This is a genomic window from Pseudodesulfovibrio sp. 7M6 (assembly GCF_050058625.1).
GTDB lineage: Bacteria > Desulfobacterota > Desulfovibrionia > Desulfovibrionales > Desulfovibrionaceae > Pseudodesulfovibrio > Pseudodesulfovibrio salinus.
The window spans coordinates 1,642,453-1,663,668 of sequence record NZ_CP188816.1; the positions used below are offsets into that span (position 1 = coordinate 1,642,453).

16 protein-coding genes, 1 tRNA gene and 1 pseudogene are annotated in these 21,216 nt (G+C 48.0%); 12 read left to right on the forward strand and 6 right to left on the reverse strand.

What is annotated here, in order from left to right:
• Window positions 1-8: 8 nt before the first annotated feature.
• Complete coding sequence (locus ACI0FG_RS07820) at window positions 9-1,655, reverse strand: CTP synthase (RefSeq protein WP_419787979.1); 1,647 nt, start codon at window positions 1,653-1,655, stop codon at window positions 9-11.
• A gap of 169 nt (window positions 1,656-1,824) precedes the next feature.
• On the opposite strand from ACI0FG_RS07820, the gene ACI0FG_RS07825 reads away from it, so the two are divergent.
• From ACI0FG_RS07825 to ACI0FG_RS07850, 6 genes and pseudogenes are all read left to right on the forward strand, one after another.
• Window positions 1,825-2,640 carry a phosphoribosylformylglycinamidine synthase subunit PurQ gene (locus tag ACI0FG_RS07825; RefSeq protein ID WP_419787980.1) on the forward strand — a complete coding sequence of 272 codons (816 nt, stop codon included), beginning with the start codon at window positions 1,825-1,827 and terminating at the stop codon, window positions 2,638-2,640.
• 63 nt (window positions 2,641-2,703) lie between these two features.
• Window positions 2,704-3,138 carry a nucleoside deaminase gene (locus ACI0FG_RS07830; protein WP_419787981.1) on the forward strand — a complete coding sequence of 145 codons (435 nt, stop codon included), beginning with the start codon at window positions 2,704-2,706 and terminating at the stop codon, window positions 3,136-3,138.
• A gap of 125 nt (window positions 3,139-3,263) precedes the next feature.
• Window positions 3,264-3,359, forward strand: a tRNA-Ser gene (locus ACI0FG_RS07835).
• Window positions 3,360-3,427: 68 nt separating this feature from the next.
• Window positions 3,428-3,574: pseudogene (locus ACI0FG_RS07840) on the forward strand (DUF6538 domain-containing protein); the annotation flags it as partial.
• A gap of 57 nt (window positions 3,575-3,631) precedes the next feature.
• Window positions 3,632-5,011, forward strand: a complete 1,380-nt coding sequence (locus ACI0FG_RS07845) for a site-specific integrase (protein ID WP_419788375.1) — start codon at window positions 3,632-3,634, stop codon at window positions 5,009-5,011.
• Window positions 5,011-5,322 carry a hypothetical protein gene (locus tag ACI0FG_RS07850; RefSeq protein ID WP_419787982.1) on the forward strand — a complete coding sequence of 104 codons (312 nt, stop codon included), beginning with the start codon at window positions 5,011-5,013 and terminating at the stop codon, window positions 5,320-5,322. The genes ACI0FG_RS07845 and ACI0FG_RS07850 overlap by 1 nt, the downstream gene beginning before the upstream one ends.
• 678 nt (window positions 5,323-6,000) lie before the next feature.
• On the opposite strand, the gene ACI0FG_RS07855 is transcribed toward ACI0FG_RS07850, so the two are convergent.
• Window positions 6,001-7,974: a DUF4365 domain-containing protein gene (locus ACI0FG_RS07855; protein WP_419787983.1), complete on the reverse strand. Its 1,974-nt coding sequence runs from the start codon at window positions 7,972-7,974 to the stop codon at window positions 6,001-6,003.
• A 137-nt stretch (window positions 7,975-8,111) separates the two neighbouring features.
• Here ACI0FG_RS07855 and ACI0FG_RS07860 point away from each other — a divergent pair, with 137 nt between their 5' ends.
• The 5 genes from ACI0FG_RS07860 to ACI0FG_RS07880 all read left to right on the forward strand — a co-directional run bounded on the left by ACI0FG_RS07860 (window position 8,112) and on the right by ACI0FG_RS07880 (window position 13,137).
• The gene (locus tag ACI0FG_RS07860; protein ID WP_419787984.1) at window positions 8,112-9,341 is read left to right on the forward strand and encodes a hypothetical protein; all 1,230 of its coding nucleotides are present in this window, start codon (window positions 8,112-8,114) and stop codon (window positions 9,339-9,341) included.
• A 210-nt stretch (window positions 9,342-9,551) separates the two neighbouring features.
• On the forward strand, window positions 9,552-10,673 hold the full coding sequence (locus tag ACI0FG_RS07865) for a hypothetical protein (RefSeq protein ID WP_419787985.1): 1,122 nt from the start codon (window positions 9,552-9,554) through the stop codon (window positions 10,671-10,673).
• 274 nt (window positions 10,674-10,947) lie between these two features.
• Complete coding sequence (locus tag ACI0FG_RS07870) at window positions 10,948-11,193, forward strand: helix-turn-helix domain-containing protein (protein WP_419787986.1); 246 nt, start codon at window positions 10,948-10,950, stop codon at window positions 11,191-11,193.
• 190 nt (window positions 11,194-11,383) lie between these two features.
• Window positions 11,384-12,367, forward strand: coding sequence for a hypothetical protein (locus ACI0FG_RS07875; RefSeq protein WP_419787987.1), 984 nt, complete (start codon window positions 11,384-11,386; stop codon window positions 12,365-12,367).
• 434 nt (window positions 12,368-12,801) lie between these two features.
• Complete coding sequence (locus ACI0FG_RS07880; RefSeq protein ID WP_419787988.1) at window positions 12,802-13,137, forward strand: hypothetical protein; 336 nt, start codon at window positions 12,802-12,804, stop codon at window positions 13,135-13,137.
• Between the two features lie 107 nt (window positions 13,138-13,244).
• Here ACI0FG_RS07880 and ACI0FG_RS07885 read toward each other — a convergent pair whose 3' ends face one another.
• The 4 genes from ACI0FG_RS07885 to ACI0FG_RS07900 all read right to left on the reverse strand — a co-directional run bounded on the left by ACI0FG_RS07885 (window position 13,245) and on the right by ACI0FG_RS07900 (window position 18,758).
• Window positions 13,245-13,424 carry a ferredoxin gene (locus ACI0FG_RS07885; protein ID WP_419787989.1) on the reverse strand — a complete coding sequence of 60 codons (180 nt, stop codon included), beginning with the start codon at window positions 13,422-13,424 and terminating at the stop codon, window positions 13,245-13,247.
• A gap of 896 nt (window positions 13,425-14,320) precedes the next feature.
• A complete protein-coding gene (locus tag ACI0FG_RS07890; RefSeq protein WP_419787990.1) occupies window positions 14,321-15,691 on the reverse strand; it encodes an HlyD family type I secretion periplasmic adaptor subunit in 1,371 nt (456 codons plus the stop codon).
• Window positions 15,688-17,388 (reverse strand): peptidase domain-containing ABC transporter, encoded by a 1,701-nt coding sequence (locus ACI0FG_RS07895; protein ID WP_419787991.1) that lies wholly within the window; start codon window positions 17,386-17,388, stop codon window positions 15,688-15,690. Before ACI0FG_RS07895 ends, ACI0FG_RS07890 begins: the two co-directional genes overlap by 4 nt.
• Before the next feature lie 44 nt (window positions 17,389-17,432).
• Complete coding sequence (locus ACI0FG_RS07900; RefSeq protein WP_419787992.1) at window positions 17,433-18,758, reverse strand: TolC family protein; 1,326 nt, start codon at window positions 18,756-18,758, stop codon at window positions 17,433-17,435.
• 201 nt (window positions 18,759-18,959) lie between these two features.
• Here ACI0FG_RS07900 and ACI0FG_RS07905 point away from each other — a divergent pair, with 201 nt between their 5' ends.
• Window positions 18,960-21,188: a CHASE2 domain-containing protein gene (locus ACI0FG_RS07905; RefSeq protein ID WP_419787993.1), complete on the forward strand. Its 2,229-nt coding sequence runs from the start codon at window positions 18,960-18,962 to the stop codon at window positions 21,186-21,188.
• Window positions 21,189-21,216 lie beyond the last annotated feature (28 nt).

The window sequence follows — 21,216 nt, forward strand, 5'->3', positions numbered from 1 at the left end:
GTGAGCAACTATTTCCCCTTCTTCTTGGCCTTATCCAGCTTGGCCGCTCCGATAAAGTCGCGGAACAGCGGATGCGGATTCATGGGATTGGACTTGAATTCCGGATGGAACTGGCAAGCCAGGAACCAGGGATGCCCGGACAACTCCACGATTTCCACCAGGGATTCGTCCGGAGCCGTACCGGAGAGGACCATGCCGTTTTCCTGGAACTGTTCAATGAACTTGTTATTGAACTCGAACCGGTGGCGATGGCGTTCCTCGATGTTGGGCGTCTGATATGCAGCAAAGGCAGCGGTGTCCTTCTTGAGCTTGCACGGGTAGGCGCCAAGACGCATGGTACCGCCCTTGTTGGACTCCTCGTCCCGCACTTCGGTTTTCTTGGTGCGGAAGTCGTACCACTCTTTCATCAGATAGATGATGTTATGGGGCGTTTCGGTATCAAACTCCTCGGAATTTGCTCCTTCAAGGCCAATGACATTCCGGGCAAACTCGATACAAGCGCACTGCATGCCGAGGCAAATGCCGAAGAACGGAATCTTGTTTTCGCGGGCGTATTTGATGGAAACGATTTTGCCCTCAATGCCTCGAGAACCGAATCCTCCGGGCACCAGGATGCCGTCCAGGCCCTGGAGCTTTTTTTCCACATTTTTGGGAGTAACTTTTTCGGAGTTGAAATATTCAAGTTCTACTTTAACGTCGTTGGCGATACCACCGTGTATCAAGGCTTCGTGCAGGCTCTTGTAGGCTTCGGTCAGATCGACATACTTGCCGATAATACCGATTTTGACCGTTCCGGCCGGGTTGTGCAGCTTATGTACGAGCCCTTCCCACGGAGCCAACTCGGCATTGCGGGCCGGGAGCTTCAGCAGAATGGCGATCTTCTGGTCCACGCCTTCCTCATAGAACTTGAGGGGCACTTCATAAATGTTTGAGACATCCACGCCGCTGAATACGGCATCCTGATCAACATCACAGAAGAGAGCGATCTTGCTCTTGAGGTCTTCCGGCAACTGCACTTCGGAACGACAGATAATGATGTCCGGCTGAATACCAACGCTGCGCAATTCTTTGACAGAGTGCTGGGTCGGTTTGGTCTTCAGTTCGCCCGCCACCTTGATATAAGGTACCAGGGTCAGATGGATGTAGAGGACGTTTTCCTTGCCCAGATCGTTCTTGAGCTGGCGTATTGCCTCCAGGAAAGGCTGTCCCTCAATATCGCCGACTGTTCCGCCGATTTCGATAAGCGCGACATCTTCGCCATTGGGCAGATTGATGACGGCCTCTTTGATGGCGTCGGTAATGTGGGGGATGACCTGCACCGTGCCACCGAGGTAGTCGCCACGGCGTTCTTTTTGAATAACGGAGTTGTAGATGGAACCGGAGGTGTAGTTGTTCTGCTGGCTGAGCGACTTGTTCAGATAGCGTTCGTAGTGCCCAAGGTCGAGGTCGGTTTCGGCGCCATCATCGGTGACATATACTTCACCGTGCTGAAATGGATTCATGGTGCCCGGATCGACATTGATGTAAGGATCGAGCTTTTGAATGGTCGCCTTGAGACCCCTCGCCTGCAGCAATGCGCCGATGGATGCCGCCGCCAGGCCTTTGCCGAGGGAGGAAAGCACGCCACCGGTAATAAAAATGAATTTGGTTTTCATACGAGGAAGCCCCTTGGTAATGCTTGAATTATATGGAATACTTTGTGTTCGTAGCGGTGTCGGACGTGTTGACTGTCATGGGCCGGACACGTATGTTCCCTGCCAGCGCATGCCGCTTTGCAAATTTTGCAGGGTACTGGAGTAAAGTCAATACGAAGAGGAGATTTTCATGGCCAGCGTCAACGCACTTGTCATAACAGGATATGGCACCAACTGCCACGAGGAGTCCGCCCACGCACTTACGGCGGCCGGGGCGGATAAAGCCGACATCGTGTATTTTTCCGATCTCGCCGCTGGTCATGTTCGCATGGACGACTATAATTTTCTCCTGTGTCCTGGCGGATTTCTGGATGGAGATGACCTGGGCGCAGCCCAGGCAGCCGCTCTGCGCTGGCGCTGGGCCACGTCCAAGGATGGCAACCCGGTGCTGGATCAGCTCAAGAATTTTTTCGAGAGCGGCGGAATCATTCTCGGCATTTGCAACGGCTTCCAATTACTGTGCAAGCTGGGGCTTCTCCCGGCCGTAGAAGATCACTACTTCGAACGCCAGGTTTCTCTTTCCTACAATGACTCTGGTCGGTTCGAGGACCGTTGGGTCACACTGAAGGCCAATCCGGCATCTCCTTGTGTCTTCACCAAGGGGATCGAATACCTTCAGGCTCCTGTCCGTCATGGGGAAGGCAAAATCATTCCCATGGACGAGCCCACCCTTAACGCCATCGTTCAGAATAATCTGTACGCTCTTCAGTATGTCGACCCGGATACTCGCAAGCCCACGGAGCAATATCCTTTCAACCCCAATGGTTCTCCCATGGGGATAGCCGGGCTGACCGATCCCACAGGCAGGATTTTCGGTCTGATGCCCCACCCCGAGGCATTCAACCATCCAACCAATCATCCGACATGGACGCGTGGCCGGGCTTCGGACATTCCACTGGGACTGGCCATGCTGGAGGCCGGGGTCAATTACCTCAAGGCAAAGTAGGCTTTCAGCGTGCCGGTTGCGCCTCCACCCTCCCCCCCTGCGGGACAGACCTGGCGTTCCCTGATGAACGTCGCGTTCGAGGAAGCCTGCCGTGCGGCTTCGGACCATGAATCTCCCGTAGGGGCCGCGTTGTTTTCCGCATCGGGCGAGTTGTTGGCCAAGGCACATAATTGTCCCATAGGCACGAACGATCCAACCGCACATGCGGAAATCCTCTGCCTGCGCAAGGCTGGAGCCAAGGTAGGCAATTACCGGCTTTCCGGAGCAATTCTTGCGGTTACGTTGGAGCCCTGCCTGATGTGTACCGGAGCCCTTATTCACGCCCGGGTCGGCGGAGTTGTTTTTGGTGCAAAGGACCCTGGAGCCGGCGCACTTGTCACAAATCTTGCGGGACACGACCTACCCTTTTCAAACCACAAGATATGGGTAGTATCCGGCGTCATGGAGTCTGAATGTTCCGCGCTACTAAAACGGTTCTTCCTGGCAAAGCGAAAGTAGGGAACGACTCCATTCCCTTTAATTTTAACAACGTTGCCCAATGTACCAAAAGAGACTTGCCACTCGGCCCGACACTGTTTATAAACCCACTTCACGTCGGCGTTTCCCATAGCGCCGCGTAACACGGAGAGGTAGCGAAGTCCGGCCGTAACGCGCTCGACTCGAAATCGAGTTACGGGTTCATAGCCCGTACGTGGGTTCGAATCCCACCCTCTCCGCCATTTTCTTTTATAACAACGCCTTACATGTTTTGTTCCGTAGGTGACACAAGCATGTGAGGCGTTGTTATATGCAGAATCCGACCTACCTAACTTGTTCACGTCACAGTATTTATTACTTCCGGTACCCCTTACCGAAGTCCCTTCACGAACCCGGCAGAGCTAGAGACTTCAAGTTCTCACTGAGGACCAAGGACTCTAGGAAAGCCTTGCACCTATCAAGGGTGCTAGTTTATCTTGCCGACATTCTTATCAAACAAGGTGTCATGCAAGGTATGAAGTATTCTGAAATCCAAACCGCTCTGAAAAAGCATTTCTCAATGCGTTTAGATGTGATTCGCAAAGGCATTGAAGAAAATGGTCTTATGTCGAAGTCGTGGATAGACAACCTTGAGCTATGGCGAGATTTCGGCCCATACTTTATTGAGACTAAAGAGGAAGTGCTACAACCTCTGATTAGTCAATACAATTGGCCTGTAGAGGTTGGTAGCAAAGATTTCGACTTGCTCAGCGATGAATACGAGAAATGGCATTATGAGTTCAAAGATAAAGCCACGAAGCTGAACGATGAGTTTGAAAAGGTCGGGTTTGATGAGAATCGAGCAACGCCAATAGATGTCGAGTTCTCAGTCGATGAAGACAAGCTTACGCTTTATGAGCTTGTTCATGGCTACATAAAAGAAAGCTTACGTGGTGGAAGATGGACCCAGAACACGGAAAAGTCTTACCGTCAAAAGCTCGATCTTTTGGTTGAACTCATTGGGGCTAACAAGCCCTGCACAGACATTACCATTAAAGATTGCCGTGCAGTTAAGGAGATATTGATCGAACTTCCAAAGCGGCACAGTTCTCTGAGATTAAAAGGCAAGCCCATAACTGAGCTCATCAGGTTAGACCTTGAAAAACTGAGTATCAATACAGTCAACAATCATCTTGGGACATACTCAGGTCTGTTTAGGTGGGCCGTGGCTAATGGACACATCACCACTAATCATTTTCATGGCCTGTCGGTCAGGCAAGCGAAGAAGAAAGAAGCTGTCCGCAAAGGGTTTGACCATGAGCAAGTGAAGACCATGCTTTCCGAATTGACTCTTAACAAGCGCGGACTTGTCCGGAAGGAGTATCAAAAGTGGGGTGCGTTAATTGGTCTTTTTACCGGAGCAAGAGTTAACGAGATCGGCCAATTGAAAGTCGAGGATGTGCGAGAAGTAGAAGGCATCTTGTGTTTCGATATCAACGATGATGGAGACAACAAGCTCAAGACTGGAGCCTCTGCACGGTTGGTCCCTGTTCACTCTAAACTTATCGAACTTGGCTTCATGGAGTATGTTGAGTCGGTAAAAGCAAAAGGCCGGGACCGTCTTCTTTACGAACTGACCTATGATCGAAACAATGGATATGGACGTAATCTTGGCAGATGGTTCAACGATCGGTTTCTTGTCGAGTTAGGCTTCAAGTCAAAGGCAATAGTTTTCCATAGCCTCAGGCACACAATGGTCACTGAACTTTTACGGGCAGAGGTTGACCTTCCTATCGCTAGAGCAGTTGTCGGGCATACGCAGGAGGGCGTAACGCTGCAAGTGTACTTCGATCGCGGATTCAAGGTTGAACAGTTGAAGACAGCAATTGAGAAGGTCCATGCGGAGGTGCTGTAATGTTGCTATTTCTTGTCATCGTTCTCGCTGTCGGTATTTTTTATTATTTCAACATCAAGCGCGGCAAAAGGTTTGTGCGAGCTTATGCCTATATCCTTCATTATGAAGACTCCATGGAAAGAGGCGAAAGAAAGGCTGAGGCTCAACAGTATGCGAATAGCATAGCCCTTAAACTGACCTTAACGAAACTGTCTGACCCGAAAATGGATAACTTCACTATTCGGCAAGCCAAAGCATATGCTGCTGACTACTTTAACGGTAAGCAGTTGCCTGTCATAGATAAGGCGAGAAGCATGGGCTTCCTTGGTTAGCATTTGGACTCAATAAACATGGGGGCATACGCCCCCTTTTTAATCCCCCCACTATATAAGGCTATCTCGCTTGCTCATCGTGCTCCAAAGTCGCACTCGCTGCGCTCGGCATAGCATGAAACAGATATTAGACTACTAGTTGACTGTCCTTAATGGCTATTCAATGGAAGGCTGTTTTACTGGTGTATCTTGCTTTATCTATGTCGCTTGTCTTTGTATCCTTCCATAGTCAGGAAGCCTTCGCTCCGCATAGCATGAAACAGATACTGGACTCCTTACCAACCGTCTTTCTCATGTCTAATCTCATGCCTAATTCATGATAATTTCATGCTGAGATTGGTACATCTCATTGGTGTGAAATGTGTTGTTAGGTATTTCGGTTAGTCCCTGTGCGCTAGGTATCCCTAGTTTTACTGAGCAGTAAATAGTCTCACTGATACAGTTGGGTGGCGGCTTTTCTATCTTTAAGGAGTTTTTTAGAAACGCTTTGGGAAAAAGATAGATAGGTGCCTCAATATGGGTGCCTCAGGATTCCATATAAGGCCGTTATCCTTGTCGGATGCCCCCATTGGTCGATTTCTTGTTAAAAATCATTTAGAGGCGAAATGTTGGCCCTCTGAGGGGATGGGTAAGGGGGAGATTGGATTCCTAAATAGCTCAAGTTGGGCAAATGATTTCTTAGGGAGTTTCAATATTTTTATCATCTATAAAGTCGCTGGGGTCACATTTTGACATATCAACCATTTTTCCATGACGATTCATTATTCGTCGAACGGGAGCTTGTGGAGCATCCTCTGGAATATGCACAATGAAAGTTTCTACCATCTCTGCGATCGGAGCAATGTCCTGTCCTGACTTCTCGTAGTTTTCATACAGATAGTCTAAGAACTCATCTCCAGAACATTTGTAGGCTGTCACCAGTACTGACACAACTATTTCTGTCGGTATTGATTTGCTCATGCAACACGATACAGCATTAGCCCAAGTCGGAGGATCATATCTATTTATAAGTGCGCATAAAATAAAGCCAAATGCGGCTTCCTCAAAATTTCCTGTTTTGAACATATCTTGTGCGTAGTTATACCACGCAAGCGGGTTCAAAAGGTCTGCTGCCAAAGCTTCTTCACGTCTGCTCGCAGCTTCATCTGGGTCGGTGATGTTTGTAGTATCAGCTAATAATGTAGCTTTTTTATAATTTCTTACTTGAGATTCAACCTTGCGAGCTGAAAGCAGACACCCGAGAACGAAATGTTTAAGTAACCATTCATGATTAATTGACTCAGCACACTCTAAGTATTGGCAGAATTGAGCGTGTGCCTCTTTGTATTTACCACTATGCATTAAAGCGTCAGCATATAATGGTATCCATGATTCATTTGAATCCAGCTCAAGAGCCTTGCCATAAAAAGTTGATGAAACACAGTATTTCCTAATATCAAAAAAAAGACCTGCTAACTCAGCATAGTAGTAGCCTTGTTTTAAATACACGGGTTGGTGCCGTCTTGCTCTCAGGTAGTACTTAATTGCCTTCCTTCCGTCCTCGCCACTTCGATAGTAAGAGCCTAAATTGTAGAGTGAATGTCCATAAGATTCTGGGCCATGAGACTTGCTTCTCTCAAGGGCTTTTAACATAAAATCTTCAAATGCTATTTTCTTTGTATAATCGCTTTTATCGACAAGGTGAGAGGCTATCAACTGTGTTGAGAGGTCAACTAGATTAGAGTCATCTTTTTCAGCAGCAATATTGGCCATATCCAATATTTTTTTAAAAGACTGCGAAGAAAGGAGAGGAGGCAGTAGAGCTTTAAACATCCCCAGTTTTTCTAGCAAGTCGTCTTTTAAGTCATCTGTCAAAGCAATATTCGCCGCTAAATCGTTGTAACCAAGCTTTGCAGTAGCCCCAGCTAAGCCTAGCAGCGAGTATGTGGCTAACTCATTAACAGTATCTTCAACTTTAATGTTATCAATATCGTGAAATGTCGAATGGGTAAGATTTGCAAGGCCAACATATAACCTTTTAGCGTTAATTTTGATGTACGCAATAGCGTCGTCCTTGCGAAGTCGGACTTTTACTAGCTGTCCATATCCGCGAAGCTTTTGCCTCAATTCGCTTAACAACGCTCCAGCTTTTATACCGCAGACAACATCGGAATCGACTTGAACAAAGCATGATATTGGAAGCCGTAGTGCACCACTCTTTAAGGCACGAATACGTTCTAGATACTGCTTAACTCGCTTTGGACTTCCTTGGTTATCCCACTTGTCATTGTCAGTGAACTTAACCGTAATGGTTTCAGCACGTTCTTTTGCATAGTATGGGTCAATTTCATGTGCCCACTTTACGAAAAAAATTTTCATTTCTGACGAGTAGCGAGCGATCATTACAGGAACAGGAAGCTGTCGATAGTACTCTTGTAGATCGAGCTTCATGCTTAATTTTTTGATCGCCTGCTCTTCTTCTGAAGCCGTAGCTTTTAACTGAACAAAATAGATTAACCCTGTTGACATCTGATCAGGGGTAAAAATCTCAACTTCACCGTCGATGCCGTAGTCTTTCTCTTTATTTCTGAATACCCACTCTTTAGGGATTGCTAATTCATACTTAGCCCTGGATTCATCCTCGATTTGATGCTGTATGGGTCTCTTTGGCATACCTCAGTTCTCCAACCAACTGACTGACATAGATTTTGGGGTAGTGTTGGCGCAATATGGCTTGCAATCGTTTCGATTGTTCGCATAAGCTATATCAGCCCAACTCACTGGAGCAATTAAACACTCGAGCATTAAAAATGGCAAGAGATAGAATCATTTCGTATATTAATAGGTTGGAAGAGCCTGGCTTCTTGTTTGATTCAGAAAATGTTTCCACTGATGCCAACGAATATGATGAGTTTCGAGCAGCCATCAATTTTGATGTTAGAAGACAACTAAGCAGAATTTCCCCCTACGCTTTAGCTGTTGTATGTGGAGATACCAGCACACACTTGTCGGTTATCAAAAGAAAAATGGGGCTATCAGGAGGAGGAGCCGCTGTAGCTTCCTATGGCTTGTATACAACAGAGTATCACTCGAAAGACGCTTTGGGCTTTGATGAAAATGATTGGGATGAAGTGATTGTTTTAGAGCCATCTACACTTCGAGAAGTTCTCAAACTGCTCTATGAAAAACCACAAGACAAAGAAGGCGTTGCCCAGATTATAAAACAGTTCATAAACTTATCGAGTCCAACATTTGAGTCTTCTGGCAATGAACTATTTGCAGATGACGCAGAGAAGATGTCAGTTGATATTTTTGAAGACGAGTATGATCCGATAGTGACTCCTATATTCAAAATCAATGAAGACGATTTGATTTATAGAGACCTTTATTCAACGGGTAATGGGGAGTTGCTTGAAGACCTAACGGGACACGCAAGATATTTAACACAAGGTGGCCGCTGTTTAGATGTAATTAATGTTAACAGAAAAGAAGGTGAAAAAGCCCTTGGTGTTGACTTAATTTATTACATCAGAGAGTTTCGATCAATAGTGATGGTTCAGTACAAGAGGATAAGCTCTGGAACATATTACACCAATAGTGACGGCAACTATCAAAAAGAAATCGACCGGATGATGAGTAGTAAGCATCTCTTCATGATTCCACAGAAAGTCGAGCAGAGGGTTGAGCATAAGTATTATAGGCTTAGTGATTGCCCATTCTTTTTTAAAATTTGTCCAGAATCTACGGTTACAACTCATAAATTTGTGTCGGGAGCTTGTATTTCGTTAGATCACTGGCAAAGCTTAATGAAGTCTGCTCATTGCCAAACTCGTCAAGGCAACAACAGGTTGGGGTATGACGAGCTTGACGGAAGATATTTAAGGTCAAAGGAATTTATTAATCTTACCAAACGAGGGATGCTCGGAGGGTATATCGCAGACCTTGCCGCGCTTGCTGATTTGATTCGAGAATTGAAAAATTTAGAGCATACAGTCGTCGCATCAATTGAAAGCCCAAAAGAAGACTACACGGACACCTAGTTTAAACGACACTGCTGCGAAGATATCTAGCTAAAATTACAAAAACTAGCTATTATGCCCTAATTCTTCTCAGAATCCGAAATTTAGCACTTTTACCCTTGGGGTAAGGCGGGGTTGTTTTGTTTTCTCAAATGCCTCACAAGCCAATCTCGCAGCCCGTTGAAACCAATTGGGTAAGCGTTTGGCGTGAACCCAAAATAAAGGGAGGGTGTGCATATTCCTTTCAATATAGAGTCGCCCGATGATCTTGTTGTCTACAGCTATGAACACATGGATGACCTTTCTTTTGTTCGTAGCGCTGAGTCCGTCACCAATGACCATATTTTGTTCTCATACGACACTAATAGTGACCGCAGGGAAGCAGTAGAAGAAATTGTTAGACAAAAATTCACTACTGAAGGTTGGGAAGGAGATGGAGAACTGGGTTTAATTTGGCTACCTCCATTTGTCCTCGATAATCCAGACACCTACGGGACATATGTCTGGCATGTTAAGCAACGCAACAATGGGACTTCATGGATTGCATCGAGTGAACGTTTAAATTTTCGTGAACTTGAACAGCAAAATAGAGAGTGGCCTCAAGGTACTCCCATCCATATACTTGAAGATGAATGTGACAGAGCTTTGGACTCAGTAGCAAAGGTTGCTCGAAGAACGATTGCGTTACTTGCTCAAATTGAAAATGACGATCCTGCAAGAGGTGAAGATAAGATATCTGCTATCATTATCGAACATGCCTACTGTGAACTTGTTCAAGAATTTCAGCATTTTTTAGATGATTGCTATTTGGTTTTACTTCAAGAGTCTCTCACAAATGGGAACTTTTTTAAAATCAAACTACGCTTGCCTAAAGCAAAGTTCTCATTTGACATTAGTGACTTAGATGATGCTCACTATATGGATGCTGATATGGAGAACTGGTTTATACGCAATCATGTTATATCAGCAATATGGAAAGCTTTTAAGTTTGAGGGAGCTAAAGATCGTGTGGTTGCAATTCCTAAGAGTGTAGGACTTAAATGGGATGATGGAATTGTAGAGTATTTAAAAGTATCTATCGCAATCAGAAATTGTTTTCAGCATCATTCTGGTCAACTAGTTCCTGACGTTTTAAATCAACTTGGTTTACCTGATGACAAGCTGAAGCTTAGAGATGAAGTTGGTACGTATGAACTTAAAGTTTGGAAAATGATTAAGCTGAATAAGCGTGAATTTTCTTGTCTTTGCTACCACTTAAGACATGCTATCAAAAAGTTAAGCTCACATGTTAATGCGAATATAGCCAAGAGATACTATAGAACAGAACGAGGAACTACCATACCTCGTCTTTAAATAAATTGTGGACAACCCTTATTCTATTATGAGAACAGGGTGAGACATCAGGGTGAGACATTTATTCAAACGCTCACCTACGAAAACTAAGCATATCTCCGCGTTGCGGAAATGGTAGAGTTTCCCACCCTCTCCGCCACGGAGACACAGACCCCTGTAATCATTGGAAACTCAATGGTGACAGGGGTTTTCTCTTGCCCTCTGCTACACTGGATTGTAGCGCAATGTAATAATGATCTTTACTCCGTACCTCTGAATCCTGAACCTTGGAGCCGTGGCGCAGTTCGAGCGGGAAATCATCAAGGAACGTCAGCGTGAGGGGATCGCCAAGGTACAGGCCAGGGGAAAGCACTGTGGACGCACGGCAAAGCTCTCCAAGGAACAGATGGACGAGATCAAGAGAAGCAGTGGCGAGGGAGAGGAAAAGAAGGCGTTGGCAGCCGAGTTCGGCATCAGCCGCCAGACCTTGTATAGGATCATCAAGGTATACCTGGATACGGCCTCCATATTTCGCTTCTGACGCATCCTAGCCGGTCACCCTGGGTGAGGAATCAAAAGCCAGGATGCCTCATGCGGCTTCTACAACTGCCCGTCCTGCCTGTGTTGCTGGACGGGCTTTGTCTTTGCGTGTTTTTGTCTTGGGGTGTATCTGTCTTTTGGGAGATATATAATCAACACCCCGCCACACTGTAATCAAACCAGGGCAGCCTATGAAATGGAAAAGCAAAAGCCTTCGCGCACTCGCTGACATAATTTGCGGCAATGTTGAATACTTCGAGTATAGGTCCAGCAGTTTCATCACCGACTTTTTCCAAGACTGCGACCTCGACTATGCCCATGATGGGACAACTCGCTGGTGGTGGGTTGCACAGCGTCTAGAAGAAGTGCTGGCGTTCCCCCACCCTGGTCCCAATGTTCCACCAGATGCTTTCATACGGATCATTCGTGAGGTCCTGGATAAAGGTGAAGCGCAGAAGGGAGACCCTGACAGAAGTCTTGCTCTTGCCGCACTGAATACTGTCCTGACTCGTGAAGGATGGGAGGCCTTCTACGATGACCACGGCCTTGGGCAGCTACGACACATCGCCACGAATACAGTTGCGGAGATGGCGAATCCTCACCGCCCATTTACTTCGGCGGAAGTGGAAAAACGGGACCAGCTCACTGCCTACCTGGATCAATGCTCTGAGGATGACCTTATTGAGGACGTTTTGTTGCCTCTGTTCCGTCAATTGGGTTTCCACCGGATCACGTCGGCGGGACATAAAGACAAGGCACTGGAGTACGGCAAGGACATCTGGATGAGGTACACGCTTCCGACTCAGCACGTCCTCTACTTCGGCATACAGGCCAAACGGGATAAGTTGGACGCGGCGGGTGCCAGCAAAAGGAGCAATGCGAATATTGCAGAGATTCACAACCAAGTGGTGATGATGCTCGGCCATGAAATATTTGACCCGGAAGTAAACCGCCGGGTGTTAATCGATCATGCCTTCATTGTCGCTGGCGGCGAGATTACGAAAGCAGCACGGAACTGGCTGGGCAACAAGCTCGACGCGACGAAGCGATCACAGATCATCTTCATGGACCGAGACGACATCCTCAACCTGTTTATCGTCAATAACCTTCCGCTTCCTGCCGGAGCGTTGCCACCACCTCTCGCAGATGGACCAGGAATGGACGTGCCATTCTAGCCGACAAGTTTGATCCTGAGTATATAGGTCCTTGCCAACTGTCACACCAGACGGCTACACAAAAGCAAGGGCACAAAGACAAAAACATCAATGATAACAGAGGTTGATGGTTCTATTTCTGGCATCACCCCCTCTCTGTCATATTTCAATGGGTTACGACTATCAGTCGTGACCCCTTTTTTATGTGCGCAGGCAGGGCGATGTGTAAAAAAATATGTGATTGGTTTTTAAAAGGTCCAGATCGTGGAATAGGAAAGCCCCTTTTCGGGGGTATCTCCATCGGCGGAAAGTCTCTACGACTAGCTGGCCCTATGATGGGGACTTTACAATACGCCTACCCACACTTCGTACAGCGTAGTGCGCTGATATACCATCCAATTTTGCAGGTGTGATTAAAACAGTTTCGTGTTGGGGAAAATTAAAAGGCCAAGCTAATGGTTGCTCTGTGGAGCTTTTTTACATTATCAGAACGCATGACGAATCGAAACGAACCCAAAGCAAATAAGCATGTGGCCGAAAAAGCTATCAGGCATATCAACTTTTACGGCGGGAGATACGAAGACTGGTACGTTGGTATCGAGGACTTCGGCTCCGACAGGGATGATTCGGGATATTTTTACCCTGCCCGATATGATTTGAAATCAGATGATGAAGCCAAGCTTACCATGTCCTGGCTTTTAGGGGTCGGTCTTCAGGCTGATGATGAATATGGGGTGGAGCCAACAATCCTGTTTATCTACACAAAGAAGCAAATCGAAGAAAACGAATAAGTTCTCAATAGAAGTTTGGATGATTGCCGGTTTGGGAATCGTTGAGGAATTTGGATAAAGTTTTTAAAATGAGAAACGGCCGCAGATGCGGCCGTTTCTCTTGATGGCTATTTGGAAATAGCTTGATTTGGACAGGTCTCAATTGCCTCGTCCACACAATCTGCCGTCGAACTGGAGTTGATGACTTGAGCCTTTTCACCGTCGTCGTCCATTTCAAAAACATCGGGGCAAATTTCTACACACGATTCGCAGCCGATACATTCATCCGGGTCAATCACGATAGCCATGGTTAAACCTCCTTAGATCATTGCAGAAAAGGATTATCCTAAAATTACTTTGTCAACTTATACATCTTGAGCCAATTTTGATGCAACCCTTTTTATCATTTTAAACGAACTCTCCGCACGTCTTTGACGCCATAAATAGAGCTACATATCCGACTTTTTCCCTGAATCCCATATCCTTTCTCTAATCATCGCAACCGCCAGATTCCTGCAGAGATTGACGTTTCGGATTTATTTTTATTGCCCTGCCGCTGTTGTTTTTATATCCCGCTTGAGGTCATCATACCGCTGGTTTGCATCCTCGCACTATGCGTCAGCCTTTTGGGGGAAGTTCAGCTACAGCGGCACATCGATTACAAAATCATAGCCCTGCTTCCCCTAGCCGATATCGTGTCAGTCTCAATTGGCGTATTGTTGCTGAAGCTCGTTCCAGCTTAGGCTCTTTCTCTTGCGTTGAGAGCGCTGATGGCAGCTTTTACGCTTCATCAGTTGCTTACTCACTCCGTGTGACCTTAGGGACATAAATTGACCATTGAGCAGGCCTGACTTCCGGCCAGCCTGCCGGAAGCATCGGTGCGAGAGGACCTCCGGTGATTGTATACTCATCGCTTTGCCCTTGGGAGAAGGACAAGGCAAAGGGGGCCTCACAGCATTCTTTGTCATTTCCGGAATAATTGTGTGTAGTACACACGCCGTATCAGGGCTGGTCACCCACACTGTGCCTCGCCTGTTTTTGACAGCGCTCCCGTACTTGATAATCGGATTCGCCGCCGAGGCGTTTGCCTATCGCAAACTGTCGGATACGGGCTACAGGTGGTTGGCCATTTATCTTGTTCCGGCGTTGGGATTTCTTATGATTTACCCCAATATGTATTGGTTGGATTCCAATCGGACGCCACTCAGCGTTCGTGAAATCCATGATAGAGCGTGTCAAAGTATGGATAGAGAAGATATTCCATCACAGTCCGCTCTCCTGTCTTGATGGCAACCAGCAGGCGCATACCGGGATAGAGTTGATACCGCCTTCCTTCCTTTTCAAATTGATCGCTTTCGGTTTCGATACGGACCTTGTAGAAAGTACCCTGATCTGGGACGGTAACAGCATCCGGACTGATGTTTGTCACCCTGCCCTCAATCTTGCCGAACATACGGGAATCTCTGTTAGGGAGTGACACAGTGGCGGGTTGTCCGGGTTGCACATAGCCGATGTCCCCCAAAGCCAAGTGTGCCTCAATCACCAATTTATCCCCTCCGGGAACGATATCAAGCACGGTCATTCCCGGCTGGACGACCTCTCCAACACCTCGCAAGTAGACCGTTTTTACGATCCCATCTATGGGGGCGCGGATGACGGTTCTTTGCAAGGAGTCCTGAGTTTTGCGCAGCCGCTGATTGAACTCCAGCACTTCCCGACGAGCTTTCCGCAGTGTTTCCTGAACATCCTCATGGTGAGAGCTGTAGGCTTTGTCTATGGCATCCTCCGCCGCAGCCAAGGCCGACTTGGATCTGGCCAGCGCTGCAGCATCCTCCTGGATTCGGCTTACCAGGTTCGACTCCTCCTTGAGAAATCCCAAATGCTTGTAACGTGTGGTCAGTTTGTCCTTAAGCAGGTCTTCACTTATTTTAATTTGTTCTCGCAGGTATTCAAGGCTTTGCCGCTGATTGCGAATGCGAACCAAAATTTCATTTATATCCTGCTGGCGCTGTTTGAGTTTTTCCCTGTGTCCGCTAATATCACTGATAAAACGGCTACGCCGCGCGTTGTACAGATCCCTGGCCTGATCAATGATATTGGGGAAGCGGGTAGCCAGATCCTCGGGGAATTCGGGTTCAATGGAATAGATATCCTTGTTTGATGAGGCTTCACTGCCCGGCTTCATGCGGCTGCCATCGGTTGCTTTTGTCTCGCAGGAGGAATTGGCAAACCAGCGCGATTCAGCTTCCAGTCTGGCAATCTCAATACGTAATGAGTTGATACGCACGTTGATTTCCTCAACCGTCGAATCACTTGCCGTGGTCTCCAGCACTATAAGCGGCTGGCCCGTTGTGACGTGTTCACCTTCTCGTACTTTGATTTCATGGACAATGCCGCCTTCAAGGTGTTGAATTCGCTTTACCCTGGAGCTGGGGATCACTTCCCCCGTGGCATTGCTGACAATATCCAGAGGGCTCACCGACGCCCAAATAAAAAAGCTGACGCAAAAGGCAACACAGAGATAGAAAAAAGCTCGGGTTGTCCAATCCAGGCCCTGTTTTCCGTTTGTTTTCATGGCCTTTCCTTGGACGTGCTCGCCGTTTCATTGGCTGAAGCATTCTTTTTCTGCACCCGACCGACTATGGGAACCGGCTTTGAGTTCAGATCAATAGCCATACCGAATCCCTTAACGATGTTTTGATCCCGGGAAACGACAATGATGGTGGTATGCCGTTGCACCAACATATTCATCACCTGGAAAACCGCCTCGCATCCTTCCACGTCGAGCCCTTCGGTCGGCTCGTCAAGAACGGCGATACGTCCTTCTCCAACAAGGGCTCTAGCCAAGGCCAGACGCTTGCGGATACCCACAGGCAAACTCCGGCCACCGTCGGCAATTTCCGTATCAATGCCGGTCGGCGTGCTGTCCAGAAAACGGCGCAGGTCTGCCTGGCGGACTATCTCATTCAATCGGGCATCTTCAATATCCGGATTAAGCAGAGTGATATTTTCTTTGTACGTGCCGTTCAAAAAACGAGGCTCCTGAGGAAGGTACAAGACCTGTGTACGCCACCACTCGGCAGACAATTGGCGCAAATCAACGCCGTCGGCCAGCACCTGCCCTCTTCCCGGTTCCAGCAATCCCACGATCAATTTAGCCAGGGTCGTCTTGCCTGTTCCATTTGCCCCGAGAATTCCTACCACCGATCCCGGCTCAATAACGGTTGAAAGAGACTCGAAGAGTGGCCCTGTCGCACCGGGGTAAGCCATGGCAACGTCATGAAACTCCAAACGCCCCGAGAATTCCTTCATCGCCTTGCCACCACTCGTCTCGCGCGGCAGCGAAGCAAATTCATGGATCATTCGCAAGGCTTCCTGCGCCTTGCTCATCTGCAACACGGATTGCATGAAGCTCGATGATATCTGGAGAGCCTTGGCGGATAGAATGCTCGCACCGATAAGGGACCCTACGGAAAGATCTCCCGAAACAACCAATTTGGCGCCCACGGCATAAACTGCGACCTTTAACAGTGAATTGAGAACCGTAACTATGGCAAGGGACCAGCTGCGCTGAGTGACAATCTGTTCTCTGGCTTCCATCAGACGGTGGATTTGTTCATGCCAGAGACGATGCAGATAGTTGCTGCCGCGAAAAGCCCGAACGGTTTCCGTACCGGAGATGGCGGCCCCAACGCTACCTCGATGCCGAACGGACTCCTCGCGCATAACTCTGTCCAGCTTCTTGGCTTTGTTCATGTTGAGTTTGCCTGCCAACACGGTTGATCCGACGGCGAGCAGTGTGACCAGAGCAAGTGCCGGGCTCAGAACAAAAATACACAAAATGAAAAGTATGAAAAAAGGCATATCCAGCACAGAGGCAATGCGTGAGGCCTCATACGCAGACTGAACTATCAGCGGGCCGGCGAGAACATCCTGGACCCTGGCGGTTGGGATTCGATCCATGGCAGCGGATTTGGCATGTGCAAGACTCTCAAGGACCTGTTCCTGAAGCTGACGATCAGAGTCTTCGCTTACGGCCGAGCACATCCGTGTACGGACAATGGAGAAGCCCATCCCGAGAGCCAATGCGATAAGCATCCCGCTTGTGAGGGTATAAAGCGTTCCATCAAAACCATAGCCGATGTAGCGGCTCAGGATCTGAATGACGAATATTGGGGAGGCAAGATAAAGGATATTGACGAAAAACGAGGCTACAGCGATTTCCACCGCCAGAGGTTTGTGAAGCAACAGCCGTCTGAAGAGTTCACGCATGACTAATCCTCGTTGAACGGCTGAACGTAAAACCTCTTGGCCAACTAAATGCCGTGAGTGATATTTTCGGTGATAAGACCCATCTGGTACAACAAAGAGTACCCGGCTATGATGATATCAATATCTGTAGCAACCTTGGCACTGATGGCGGAAATATAGTCGCGCTCGCCAACGAGAATGTCCAGCAGGCGGACGTCCTCACCAGTGGCCTTCTTTTTTTTGACCAATCCGAGAAATTCCCATGTGATATTGGCCTGATTCTCGTACAGTTCCGCGTTTTTCTTCAGCGTGGTCAACTCCTGCCACGCGTTGCGAACGTTTTCTTCCACCGTGCGCCTGCGGTCCTGCAAAGATTTCTTTACCCGAGTAATTTCCGACTTGATCGCGTTAGACTCTTCCGTATCGGAAAAACCGGAAAAGAGGTTGTATGCCATCTGGAAACCGGCGCGGCCTTCCGTACGCACTCCAGCGGTCCCCTGATCGTTTTCCTTCCTCTCGCCTTCAACCACGGCGTCAAAACGCGGATAAAACGTCGCGTCCTGGCTTCGCAATTCACCTTGCAAGCGTTCTGCTGAATATTTGATTTCCAGCAATGACGGATTCGTGTCAAAGGCGGTTGCAATAGCGACATCCACATTAGCGGGCAAATATTTCCGAGGAAGCGGCACCGTGCTCATGGCCCGGACTTCCTTCATGGTAGGAGTGAAGCCAAAAACCGATTTGAAATTATTGAGGGAAATTTGCAGTTCGCGCTCCTGCGTCACCCGGTAGGACTGAGTCCCGGCCAGTTGCCCTTTTACCTGCAGTTCCTCGTAGGAGTAACCTGCCCCCCGCTCAACGAGCATTTCCTGCATACCGGAAAGTTCCTTGACACTTTCCTCCGAACGCCTCGCGTATTTGAGGAGTTCCCTGGAACGAATGACACGCAGGTAGGCAGCAATGCCCATGGAGATGATCTCCTGCTTTGTCTGTTCCAGCGCGGATTCCGACTCCATGACCTTGCCTTGCGCCGCGTCAATGGTTCCGGAAATACCGCCAAAGTCATACAGCAGCTGCCGCCCAGTGACCGTCATTTCGTTACGGTCCATCTGGGTTTCTTTGGCACGGGGTTTATTCAAATTTTCCCGGCCGCCTTCCGCCGTAACATCCACATGGGGATACCAGCCGCCTCGGGCGCTCTCATATTGATGCTTGACGGATTTGAGTTGTGCCTCGGATGCCAGAATCCGGTCATGGGTTTTCACCAGATTCTGGAGCAAATCGTCCAATTTTAATGTTCGAGAATCTTGCGCAGAAGAATAGATGGGGAAAGCAGCCAGGCTGACCAAGGCTAACACGACGGCAATCTTATATTTTATCAGACTTTTCAAAATCCTTCCCCGCATGTATATTGAAATCCGATTTGTTAAATTCTATCAAGCATATCAATAGAATGCCGCAATTATAAAAAATAACCTAATAAATATAATCCGCTTATGAATAAAAAGCAATAAAAAACGCATTTAGCCTTGAATCTAGAGTGATTATAACGTTGTGGTGAACCCGATGCCTACTGAGAAGGAACTCGATAAATGATTAATTTTATCAAGAAAAAGTTTAAAAAAGATCAAGTTATTCTTTTAGCGACAGGAATGGCTGCAACAGTTCTTATGGTTATCCTGTTCGCGGCCAGACCTTCCTTCTTCTCATTTCTTGACTACAAGATTTATGACCAATTTGTTCAATCATACCACGAATCAAATGCAACAGATATTCCGGTGGTTATCGACCTTGATGAAAAGAGTCTGCGAGAGTTGGGGCAATGGCCGTGGCCTCGCTACCGCGTCGCCATGCTGCTCAAGTACCTCCAGGCTTATGGAGCAAGTGCCGTAGCGACAGATATCATCTTTGTGGAACCGGACAGAACTTCCCCTGATATTCTTCGGCAGCAACTGAAAAAGGAAATGAAGGTTGATATCCAAATCAACAATCTGCCGCCAGCGTTGGCCGACAACGACTTGCTCCTGGCCCAGAACCTCAAGACCGGCCCCTTTGTATTGGGCTTCGACTTTCAAACCACAGAAATTCAAAAAGATAAGAGCGCACCTCACGGCACGACTGACTGTTTTATTCGTCCTCTCGGTGTGACGGTGCTTACTTCCGAAGGCGCCCCTTCCCCCCATGATGTGCTCTACAAAGCAACGGATGCCGTCTGTCCACTGCCAATTTTGGCCACGGCAGTTCGTCATACCGGCTTCATCACCATCGCACCGGACAAAGACAGCGTCTATCGTCGAGTGCCGTTGCTTTTCAGTTGGAATGACAAATTTTATCCCAGCTTGGCGCTTGCCACGATAATGCAGGCTACAGGCCTCAAATCCCCCGTCATCAAGATGGGGGTGGACGGCGTGGAATCCTTTCGGCTTGGCAAAACCGTTATTCCTGTGGATGGACGTGGAAGAATGCTCATCAATTATCGGGGGCCGATGAAGACCTTTCGCTACATAAGCGCCGTTGACGTCTTGAACCGAAAATTGAAGCCGGAAGAATTGAGGGGCAAAATCTGCTTTATCGGCGCGTCCGCCAGCGGTCTCAAAGATATTCGCGCTACCCCGCTCGATCCGGGTTATCCGGGCGTAGAGGCGCACTGCACGATTGTGGATAATATCCTTTCAGGACAGTTCATCAGTTCCCCCAGCTGGGCCCGGCAGCTGGAGCTGTTCACCATGCTCTGCGTTGGGCTGATAACTACGTTGCTTCTTATCTGGACGAGGGCCGCCTGGCTTATTCTGCCCATGATCGGGCTGGGATGGGGAATGTGGTTTGGTTCGGTTAAAATGTTTACGGTAAAACATTACTATATATCACCGCTCTACCCTTATTTTGATTTGGCGCTGACATTCATCCTGCTTACCGTCATTAAATTCTGGCGCGAGGAGCACGCAAAAAAGTTCATCCACGGTGCCTTTGCCCACTATCTTGCCCCCTCTGTCATTTCCCAAATTATGGACAATCCCGATGCACTTTCCCTGGAAGGGCAGGAAAAGGAAATCACTATCCAGTTCTCGGATATTCGCAGCTTCACCTCTCTTTCCGAAAAGCTGTCGCCTACCCAGGTAACCAATTTGCTACATGATTACCTGACGCCCATGACCCGCACAATAACCGAGCACCAGGGGACACTGGACAAATTCATCGGTGATGCGGTCATGGCCTTCTGGAATGCCCCTCTGGATGTGGAACATCACCAGGCAAAGGCATTGGATGCGGCATTGGCTCAATTGGCCAAGTTGGACGAGTTGAACACCACATTCCTTAATAAGTACGGTTTTACCATTGCCATAGGCATTGGTGTTCACTCCGGGTCGGTACGGGTGGGCAACATGGGATCAGCCGACCTGTTCGACTACACGCTCATTGGCGACAATGTGAACCTTGCATCCCGCCTGGAAGGGCTGACCAAATTCTACGGGCAAACGCTTGTGGTCAGCCAAGCCATTGTGGATGCCTGCGGCGATGAATATCGCTTCCGAATTCTCGACAGGGTACGGGTCAAAGGCAAGGTGGAGCCCGTGACCATCTATACAGCGTATACGCTTGAGCAGGCCGCCTCACGCGAAGCCGAACTCAAGCAATATGATCTGGCTCATGATCTTTATTTGCAGCAGGAATTCCACCAGGCAAAGATGCTGTTTGAAGAACTCGATAAGCTTGGGACTGAGACAAAACTTTACGCGCTGTACATTGAACGCTGCGACCAGCTCCTGACGACTCCACCGGAAGGAGAATGGGACGGGGTTTTTACACACAAAACCAAATAAAACTGGTGGATTCACTTTCAAATAAAAA

Bases quoted from the DNA above. Each gene is read 5' to 3' on its own strand.
- ACI0FG_RS07820 (WP_419787979.1), bottom strand. From the start codon at position 1,655: ATGAAAACCAAATTCATTTTTATTACCGGTGGCGTGCTTTCCTCCCTC.
- ACI0FG_RS07825 (WP_419787980.1), top strand. From the start codon at position 1,825: ATGGCCAGCGTCAACGCACTTGTCATAACAGGATATGGCACCAACTGC.
- ACI0FG_RS07830 (WP_419787981.1), top strand. From the start codon at position 2,704: ATGAACGTCGCGTTCGAGGAAGCCTGCCGTGCGGCTTCGGACCATGAA.
- ACI0FG_RS07845 (WP_419788375.1), top strand. From the start codon at position 3,632: ATGAAGTATTCTGAAATCCAAACCGCTCTGAAAAAGCATTTCTCAATG.
- ACI0FG_RS07850 (WP_419787982.1), top strand. From the start codon at position 5,011: ATGTTGCTATTTCTTGTCATCGTTCTCGCTGTCGGTATTTTTTATTAT.
- ACI0FG_RS07855 (WP_419787983.1), bottom strand. From the start codon at position 7,974: ATGCCAAAGAGACCCATACAGCATCAAATCGAGGATGAATCCAGGGCT.
- ACI0FG_RS07860 (WP_419787984.1), top strand. From the start codon at position 8,112: ATGGCAAGAGATAGAATCATTTCGTATATTAATAGGTTGGAAGAGCCT.
- ACI0FG_RS07875 (WP_419787987.1), top strand. From the start codon at position 11,384: ATGAAATGGAAAAGCAAAAGCCTTCGCGCACTCGCTGACATAATTTGC.
- ACI0FG_RS07880 (WP_419787988.1), top strand. From the start codon at position 12,802: ATGGTTGCTCTGTGGAGCTTTTTTACATTATCAGAACGCATGACGAAT.
- ACI0FG_RS07885 (WP_419787989.1), bottom strand. From the start codon at position 13,424: ATGGCTATCGTGATTGACCCGGATGAATGTATCGGCTGCGAATCGTGT.
- ACI0FG_RS07890 (WP_419787990.1), bottom strand. From the start codon at position 15,691: ATGAAAACAAACGGAAAACAGGGCCTGGATTGGACAACCCGAGCTTTT.
- ACI0FG_RS07895 (WP_419787991.1), bottom strand. From the start codon at position 17,388: ATGCGTGAACTCTTCAGACGGCTGTTGCTTCACAAACCTCTGGCGGTG.
- ACI0FG_RS07905 (WP_419787993.1), top strand. From the start codon at position 18,960: ATGATTAATTTTATCAAGAAAAAGTTTAAAAAAGATCAAGTTATTCTT.